Below are 8,237 nucleotides of genomic sequence, written 5' to 3' on the forward strand. Positions count from 1 at the left end.
GACTTCAAGCCTCCACCAGGCTCCACTGTTTGCTCAGGCGTTTATCGGAAATCGGCACTTTGGTGCCCAACTGCTGGGCAAACAACGATACCCGATACTCCTCCAACCACCAGCGATACAGCTCCAGCTGCGGGTCGCGCTTGCCTTCCTGGGCGTGTTTTTTCAGACGGTTCTCATACTGTGTCCACAAACCGCTAAGTTCGCCGCTCCATACCCGATCTTTTTGCACCTGGCCCGGCAATTTCTCCAGGCGCAGCTCAATGGCCTTGAGAAAACGCGGCAACTCCTTGAACCACTGCGCCGGGGTTTCCCGGACAAAACCGGGATACACCAAATTGCTCAACTGCTGTTTGATGTCGTTCAGTGCCACGGCCTGGGCCAGGTCGATCTTGCCCTTGAAGCGCTTCTGCAAACCGTGCCAGAGCTTCAGCACCTCCAGAGTCAAACGCGCCAAACGCTCTGCATGTTCGGTCCAATGACCGCGCTTGCGTTCAGCCAATGCAGCCAAGCCCGCGCCGTCACGGGGCAGGTTGGTTTCGCCTTCCAGCACGCAGGTGTCGAGGCTGGCCAGCAAAATGTCTTCCACCAATGCGTCGACGCGCCCCAATTCGCGGTACATCAAGCCCAACTCGGTCAACCCCGGCAATTTTCCGCGCAGGAATTTCGCCGGTTCCGCCAACTGTTGCATCAGCAAGCGCTGCAGGGCGCGGCGGTGCTGGAATTCGGCCTCGGCGGCGGTGGAGAAACGCCCTTCCTTGACGGTGCCATTTTCCTCCACCAGCGCCGGATAGACCGTCATCGACAGGCCCGCGATGTTTTGCTGGGTTTTCTCGGCCACCGCCGCAAACACCTTGGCCTCCACCGGCTGCTGGCTTTTCGCGGTTTGCGGCACGGCCAATGCAGCCTGGCTGGCTTCGGCAAAACGAGCGGTCAGCTCGGCCAGGTCGCGGCCTTCACCAAGGAACTTACCCTGGCCGTCGACCACTTCCAGGTTCATCTTCAAGTGGTTTTCCACCTGTTGTGCCGCTTCCGCCCAGGCTTCGTCGCTGACGCGCGCACCGGTCATACGCAACAGTTCGCGCCCCAGCGCCTGGGGCAACGAGCCCTGGCCGAATTCGATACGTTGCAGCGCGGCCTTGACGAAGTCTGGCACCGGCACGAAGTTCTTGCGCAGCGCCTTGGGCAAGTTGCGCACCAGGGCAATGCACTTGGCTTCGATCACTCCCGGCACCAGCCACTCCAGACGCTCCGGCGGCAGGGCTGGCAGCAGCGGCGCCGGCACGCGCAGGGTCACGCCGTCACGTGGATGGTTGGGTTCGAAGTGGTAACTCAAGGCCAGCGCCAGATCGCCCAGATGTAATGTGTCGGGGTAATGCGCGGCAGTGACTTCACTGGCTTCGCGAGCCAGCACGTCTTCTTCGCGCATGATCAGCAGTTGCGGGTTTTTCTGGCTATTGATCTTGTACCAGCTGTCGAAGGTGGCGGTCTGGTGGATCTCGGCCGGCAACCGCGCATCGTAGAAGGCGAACAAGGTTTCTTCGTCGGCCAGGATGTCGCGACGGCGGGCCTTGGCCTCCAGTTCGTCGAGCTGCTCCAGCAGTTGCTGGTTGGCCGTCAGGCACTTGGCACGGGATTGAATTTCGCCACGTACCAGGCCTTCGCGGATAAACAACTCACGCGACACCACCGGATCAATCGGCCCGTAGTGCACCGGGCGGCGCCCGACCACAATCAGCCCGAACAGGGTGATCTGCTCAAACGCCACCACTTGGCCGCGCTTCTTCTCCCAATGGGGTTCGAAGTGGTTTTTCTTGATCAGATGCCCGGCCAGCGGTTCGATCCAGTCCGCGTCGATCTTCGCCACCATGCGCGCATACAGCTTGGTGGTTTCCACCAGTTCGGCCGTCATCAGCCATTGCGGACGCTTCTTGCCGATGCCCGAGGACGGGTGAATCCAGAAACGCCGCTGGCGCGCGCCGAGATAGTCGCCGTCTTCGGTCTTCTGGCCAATCTGACTGAGCAGACCGGACAACACCGCCTTGTGCAGCTTCGGGTAGTCCGCCGGGTCTTTGTTGATGGTCAACTGCATGTCGCGACAGATCAGGCTCAACTGGCGATGGGAATCGCGCCATTCGCGCAAGCGCAGGTAATTGAGGAAATTCTTGCGGCACCAATTGCGCAGCGGACTGGCAGTGAGCGCCTGGCGTTGCTCTTCAAAACCGCGCCACAGATTGACCAGGCCGGCAAAATCGGAATCGGCATCCTTCCATTGTGCGTGGGCCTGATCGGCCGCTTGCTGGCGTTCCGGTGGGCGCTCACGCGGGTCCTGGATTGACATGGCGCTGGCCACGATCAGCACTTCCTGCAAGCTGCCAAGCTTGGCAGCCTCCAGCAACATGCGGCCCATGCGCGGGTCCACCGGCAAGCGAGCCAGTTGGCGCCCCAGGGGCGTGAGCTGGCTGTTGCGGTCCACCGCCGACAGCTCTTGCAGCAGGTTGAAACCGTCGCTGATAGCTTTGCCATCCGGCGGCTCGATAAACGGGAAGTCGGTGATTTCGCCGAGACGCAGGTGCAGCATCTGCAGGATCACGGCGGCGAGGTTGGTACGCAGAATCTCTGGGTCGGTAAATTCCGGGCGCCCGATAAAGTCTTCTTCGCTGTACAAACGCACGCAAATGCCCGGCTCGACCCGGCCGCAGCGGCCTTTACGCTGATTGGCGCTGGCCTGGGAAATCGCCTCGATCGGCAAGCGCTGCACCTTGGCGCGGTAGCTGTAGCGACTGATGCGCGCGGTACCGCTGTCGATCACATAACGAATACCCGGCACGGTCAGCGAGGTTTCTGCGACGTTGGTCGCCAACACTACACGCCGACCTGGATGGGACTGGAAAATCCGCTGCTGCTCGGCCGGCGACAGGCGCGCATACAACGGCAGGATTTCGGTGTGCTTGAGCTGGGCCTTGCGCAGCATTTCGGCGGCGTCGCGAATCTCGCGCTCGCCCGGCAAAAACACCAGCACGTCGCCTGGGCTGCGTCGCTCGCTGCGTTCATAGGCGGCGATTTCATCGAGGGTGGCGAGGATCGCCTGGTCGACGGTGAGGTCATCCTCGACGCGGTTGCCCTCCTCGTCCTGTTCCAGGGTCAGCGGGCGATACCACGTGTCTACCGGAAAGGTTCGGCCCGAGACTTCAACAATAGGTGCATCGTCAAAGTGCTTGGAGAAACGCTCCAGGTCGATGGTCGCCGAGGTGATGATGACTTTCAGGTCCGGGCGACGCGGCAGCAGGGTTTTCAGATAACCCAGCAGGAAATCGATGTTCAGGCTGCGCTCGTGGGCCTCGTCGACGATGATCGTGTCGTAGCGTTCGAGGTAGCGATCATTCTGGGTTTCCGCCAGCAGGATGCCGTCGGTCATCAACTTGATCAGGGTGTTGGAATCGCTCTGGTCTTCAAAACGCACCTGATAGCCGACCAACGCGCCCAATGGCGTGGCCAGTTCTTCGGCGACGCGGCTGGCAACACTGCGTGCCGCGATCCGACGTGGCTGGGTATGACCAATCAGGCCGTATTGGCCGCGACCGATTTCCAGGCAGATCTTCGGCAACTGGGTGGTCTTACCCGAGCCGGTCTCGCCGGCAATGATCAGCACCTGATGCTTGTTCAACGCCGCCTTGATTTCATCGCGCTTGGCGGCGATCGGCAGGCTGTCGTCATAGCGAATCACCGGCAGGCTGGCCCGCCGCGCCGTGACCTGGGCACAGGACGCCTGCATCCGCGCGACCCATTGCGCCAGCTTTTCCTCATCGGGCTTCTTGCGCAGCTCAAGCAACTGCCGCCGCAAGCGGTGGCGGTCGGCAAGCATGGCGTGATCGAGGGTCTTGAGCAGTTGATCGATAGTCGGTGCTTGGTCAGTCATCAGGGTTGCAAAGGTCTTCTGAGTGAGGCAGGTGAAGCCTGCATGGTGTTAAGTCAATTCAGTCGCCGCCGATTGTCGCAGATTTCAACATTTCTGGAGACGTTCAGTCGGTGACTGGCGGCATCTGACCTGCGTACAAACCTGTTTCTTACAGAAACGACGCGCTCATCCGATTATTTCAGAGCGCAAGTCCGATAGTTTGACTTTCGAGCACAGGGCTAAATGAATCAGCCGGAAACATCCGGCCAATAACAGTCCTTGCTCTTCAAACCGGAGGTTTTATGCCAATTGACTCGACAAATAGTCAGCCTTACCTGCCGAACTACTCTGAGGCAATGCAAGCCCAGCCACGCTCGTCAGCGTCGCAACCTCCGCCCCAATACGAGTTCCCGCCGGCCTACACAGAAAAGCCGTCGTCCAACTCAACTGATCAAGCTTCGCTAACACCCGCAACTAATTTGAGGGCCAATAGGATCTCGAACTACCACACTACAAGTCAGGCGGTACGAGGAACGAGTTTCAACTAGCAACGGCGCAAATCCCATGCAGCACACGGCACCAGCGGAAATTGCTGTTCAGTCCCTCCTGGAAACCCTCATGCCAATCTCCAGTCACTTGCCTCCCCTCTCAACCACGTGGACCACACGCACAGCCCCTGCGCCAGACGCGGCCAGTGATGTCATGCGCGCATCCACATCTGCGCCCCCCTATACAGAACTCGACCCTGCGTTGGAACGACGTTCTCGTACCGCGCAGAACCATGCCCACGAGCTAGATTTATATGCCGAAGATACACATCCGCACTCGGTCAGGCAGCTTGAAGCACGACGACCGGCGTCCCTCCCACCCACCTATTGGCAGTCCATGGGCAGCGACAGCCCGTTGCCTGAACATGACGCAATCGACGATCTGCCGCCCCCCTACGAGCAGGCGATGGATAACGCCTCTATCGACGGGGATGCAGTAAGTTTTTCTCCCACGCTGTCAGCCAGCGCGCTGGCGCAGGCAATGAAGCATGTGTCCCGCCTCACCGACTTGCTCGAACAGGCCGAACAATTGGGCACGCTATTGATGGAGCGCAATCCCACGGGTGGGACGTCTATCGACGTAGAAACCATCGCGAGGCTGTGTCGCAAGGTAGATAAGCTCAGGACGTCCTGGGCTAATGGCGCATTTGCAGGTTCGTCGCGACTAGGTACTCAATTGGCCAGTCATTGCGCCCCTGTTCCACGAACACTGAAAGAAGAGGCATTGAAAGCGTCGATAAACGATCTGTGGCGTGTGGCAAAAACGGAATACCGAGATAAGTACCTGGCCGACCCATTGAATGCAGATCCCATCCTGGCCAAGGTCTACAACTTGGTTGAAGACCTGAAGAAAGCTGAAATCTGAAATCAGCCCGGAGACGCTACTCATGACTAAATCAAACCTGTTTTCAGAGCACGTGCCCCGCGGCGCCTTGGGTCGACTGATACTGCAAACACACGCTATCCAGGAAGCAGTGGTCAAAAGTCTGGTGGGACAAGGGCATCAGCATATGCTCGAGAACACCCGGAACCTCGAACAAGCGTTGTTTAGCCCCGTCAGCCGAATGCCAGACAGTGCGCCACAGGAAAAGGGTCATCGACTTCAAGCCTGGATGCACCTCTCGAGGATCGATAGCGCGCTTGCAGCCTTCGATCAGGAAAGCCGCAGACGCTTTGCCTCACAACCGGATGCCAGGACAAGCCTGCAAACACTCGCGCAACGCAATGAACAACTGGCAACCCGCGTGGAAGAGCGCAATACCCTGCTGGAGCGACGTGCCGCATGGGCCGCCCCCACGTCCCCACCGTCCTGCGAGGTGGACCCGATAGCCGTCCCGGTCTTGCTCGCTGCCCCACTGAACAACCGGCTGACCGCGCAAGAGCTGGAGCAGGCCGTTAAACACGTCAACGCCCTGGATAAGGAGACTGGCTTGCTGGATCAGCATATCCAGAAACAGCCGCAACCGCTGTCTCAGGTCGAGGAAAACATCTTTATCAGGCAACGTAATGCCATCACCGAATATCGCAACGCTTGGGCAACGGGCCGCCTGAAAGGCAGCAGCCAATTCAAGACGACGATGGGCCTCATCCCCGAGCGTAAGCGCCTGGAGCAGAACCTTGAGCGGAACGCTCAATCAGCCCCGGTGGAACTGACACTCCATCGACTGGAACGGACGGTCGAATCCGCACACCGCAACGGACTGGGGGAGAAACTCTCACCGGATGCGATCAACGCCGCGCGAGATGCCCTGGGCAATTTGCGCGATGCCTGGCACAACGGCAGCCTTGACGGTAGTTCGGTCGAAGGCATGAACCCAATGCTGGTTTTAACCTCACCGAACAAGCGGCGGATCAAACTGGAATTGGCCGTCATCGAGAACGGTTTCGTGCAACTGAATACGATCCCCCGCACGGAACAAGCCGGTAATGAACAGGATCGCCAGGACTTCAAGGCACTGATTCATTCCGCTAACAACACGCACGTCAAACTGGCAGCCATCGGCCAACTTAAAGAAAACAATAAACAGCGGTCGCTGGTTGCAGAATTGAACACAGATTTGCGCAACCTCTACACCGACTTAAGGAACGACCTGGCCCTTCATCGCATGACGACTTCCCATCAATGACAACGTAGCAGGTTCGCCCTCGCCTACTCGCTCTCCTCCCACCTGCGCCGATAAGGGAATACATCAATGACCTTGCCGGCGCGAATCGCCTCCTGCAGCCCTTTCCAGTAATCGGCGTTGTACAACTCGCCATGCAGCTCATCGAACAGCTTGCGCTGACCGGCGTCGGCAAACAGGAACGGTGGGAACTCCTCCGGGAACACGTCCAGCGGGCCAATGGAATACCAGGGCTCCGAGGCCATTTCATCCTCGGGAGTGCGTGGCGCCGGGATGTGGCGGAAGTTGGCCTCGGTGAGAAAGCAGATCTCATCGTAGTCGTAGAACACCACGCGGCCATGACGAGTGACGCCGAAGTTTTTCAGCAACATGTCGCCGGGGAAGATGTTCGCCGCCGCCAGTTGCTTGATGGCCAGGCCGTAGTCCTCCAGGGCTTCGCGCACCTGGGCAGGGTTGGCGTTGTCAAGGTAGAGGTTGAGCGGGGTCATGCGCCGTTCGGTCCAGCAGTGGCGGATGAGCACGGTATCGCCTTCCACTTCGACGGTACCCGCTGCGACTTCCAGCAGCTCGGCCAGGCACTCGGGCTCGAACTTGCTCAGGGGAAAGCGGAAGTCGGCGAACTCCTGGGTGTCGGCCATGCGTCCAACCCGGTCGACGCTTTTGACCAGGCGGTACTTCTCGATCACCGTGGCGCGGTTAACGTTTTTCGACGGCGAAAAGCGGTCCTTGATGATCTTGAACACGGTATTGAAGCCCGGCAGGGTAAACACGCTCATGACCATGCCGCGCACACCGGGGGCCATGATGAAGCGGTCATCGGTGCTGGCCAGGTGGTTGATCAATGCGCGATAGAACTCCGATTTGCCGTGCTTGTAGAAACCGATGGAGGTGTACAGCTCGGCGATGTGCTTACCGGGCAGGATGCGCTTGAGAAAGCCGATGAACTCCGCCGGCACCGGCACATCGACCATGAAGTAGGAGCGGGTGAACGAGAAGATGATCGACACGTCGGCTTCATCGGTGATCAACGCATCGATCTGGATACCGCGCCCTTCGCGGTGCAGCAGCGGAATCACCAACGGCCATTGTTCATCGCGGGTGTAGAGGCGCCCTACCAGATACGCGCCTTTATTGCGGTAGAGCACCGAGGAAAACAGCTCGACGGTGAGGTCTGGGTCTTTACACACCCAATCCGGCAGGTTTTCCCGCAGTTGGGCTTCCAAGCGATGCAGGTCGGCGGGCAGGTCGGCATAGGGCTCGCTGAAGCGGTAGTCGGCGAAGATTTGCGTCAGCATCTCGGCGATTTTGCCGTTCGGCGTGTACAGCCGCGTTTGTGCCGCTCGCGCCCGACGCAGGCTCGGCCGTGTTGTGTGGATGAACATGCAGCCGTCGCTGATCAGGTCATGACTGAACAGGCCGCAAAACACCGAGTTGTACCAAGTCTCCGACAGCTCATCGTCGAAGCGCAGGTCGATCAGGCCGATGTAGGCGCTCTTGACCAGAGGCCATAGGTCTACCTCGAGCAGCACCGTTTCCTCGAAACCCGCTCGCAGGCGCGCCGTGACTTCGCCCACTTTTTCTTCATACAGGTTGATACGCGCCGCCGACGCCGCCTGCCCTTGCTGCCATTGGGCCTTCTCGAAACGCTCGCGGGCGCCATCGGTGATGCGG

The 8,237-nt window shown here is 59.5% G+C and carries 4 protein-coding genes; 2 read left to right on the forward strand and 2 right to left on the reverse strand.

The annotated features are described in order from the left end of the window. Positions 1-4: 4 nt before the first annotated feature. Positions 5-3,916: an ATP-dependent RNA helicase HrpA gene (gene hrpA, locus ACRESD_RS25740; protein WP_431753476.1), complete on the reverse strand. Its 3,912-nt coding sequence runs from the start codon at positions 3,914-3,916 to the stop codon at positions 5-7. Positions 3,917-4,597: 681 nt separating this feature from the next. On the opposite strand from hrpA, the gene ACRESD_RS25745 reads away from it, so the two are divergent. Next, positions 4,598-5,308, forward strand: coding sequence for a hypothetical protein (locus ACRESD_RS25745; RefSeq protein WP_431753477.1), 711 nt, complete (start codon positions 4,598-4,600; stop codon positions 5,306-5,308). A 22-nt stretch (positions 5,309-5,330) separates the two neighbouring features. Then, on the forward strand, positions 5,331-6,569 hold the full coding sequence (locus tag ACRESD_RS25750) for a hypothetical protein (RefSeq protein WP_431753478.1): 1,239 nt from the start codon (positions 5,331-5,333) through the stop codon (positions 6,567-6,569). Between the two features lie 23 nt (positions 6,570-6,592). Here the strand turns inward: ACRESD_RS25750 and aceK are convergent. After that, a partial coding sequence (aceK, locus tag ACRESD_RS25755) for a bifunctional isocitrate dehydrogenase kinase/phosphatase (RefSeq protein WP_431753479.1) occupies positions 6,593-8,237 on the reverse strand: 1,645 nt, incomplete at its 5' end.

Origin of the sequence: Pseudomonas sp. (assembly GCF_050739995.1) — a bacterium.
Classification (GTDB): Bacteria; Pseudomonadota; Gammaproteobacteria; order Pseudomonadales; family Pseudomonadaceae; genus Aquipseudomonas.

Excerpts from the sequence above, each read along its gene's own strand:
- ACRESD_RS25750 (WP_431753478.1), top strand. The coding sequence starts at position 5,331 with ATGACTAAATCAAACCTGTTTTCAGAGCACGTGCCCCGCGGCGCCTTG.
- ACRESD_RS25745 (WP_431753477.1), top strand. The coding sequence starts at position 4,598 with ATGCGCGCATCCACATCTGCGCCCCCCTATACAGAACTCGACCCTGCG.
- hrpA (WP_431753476.1), bottom strand. The coding sequence starts at position 3,916 with ATGACTGACCAAGCACCGACTATCGATCAACTGCTCAAGACCCTCGAT.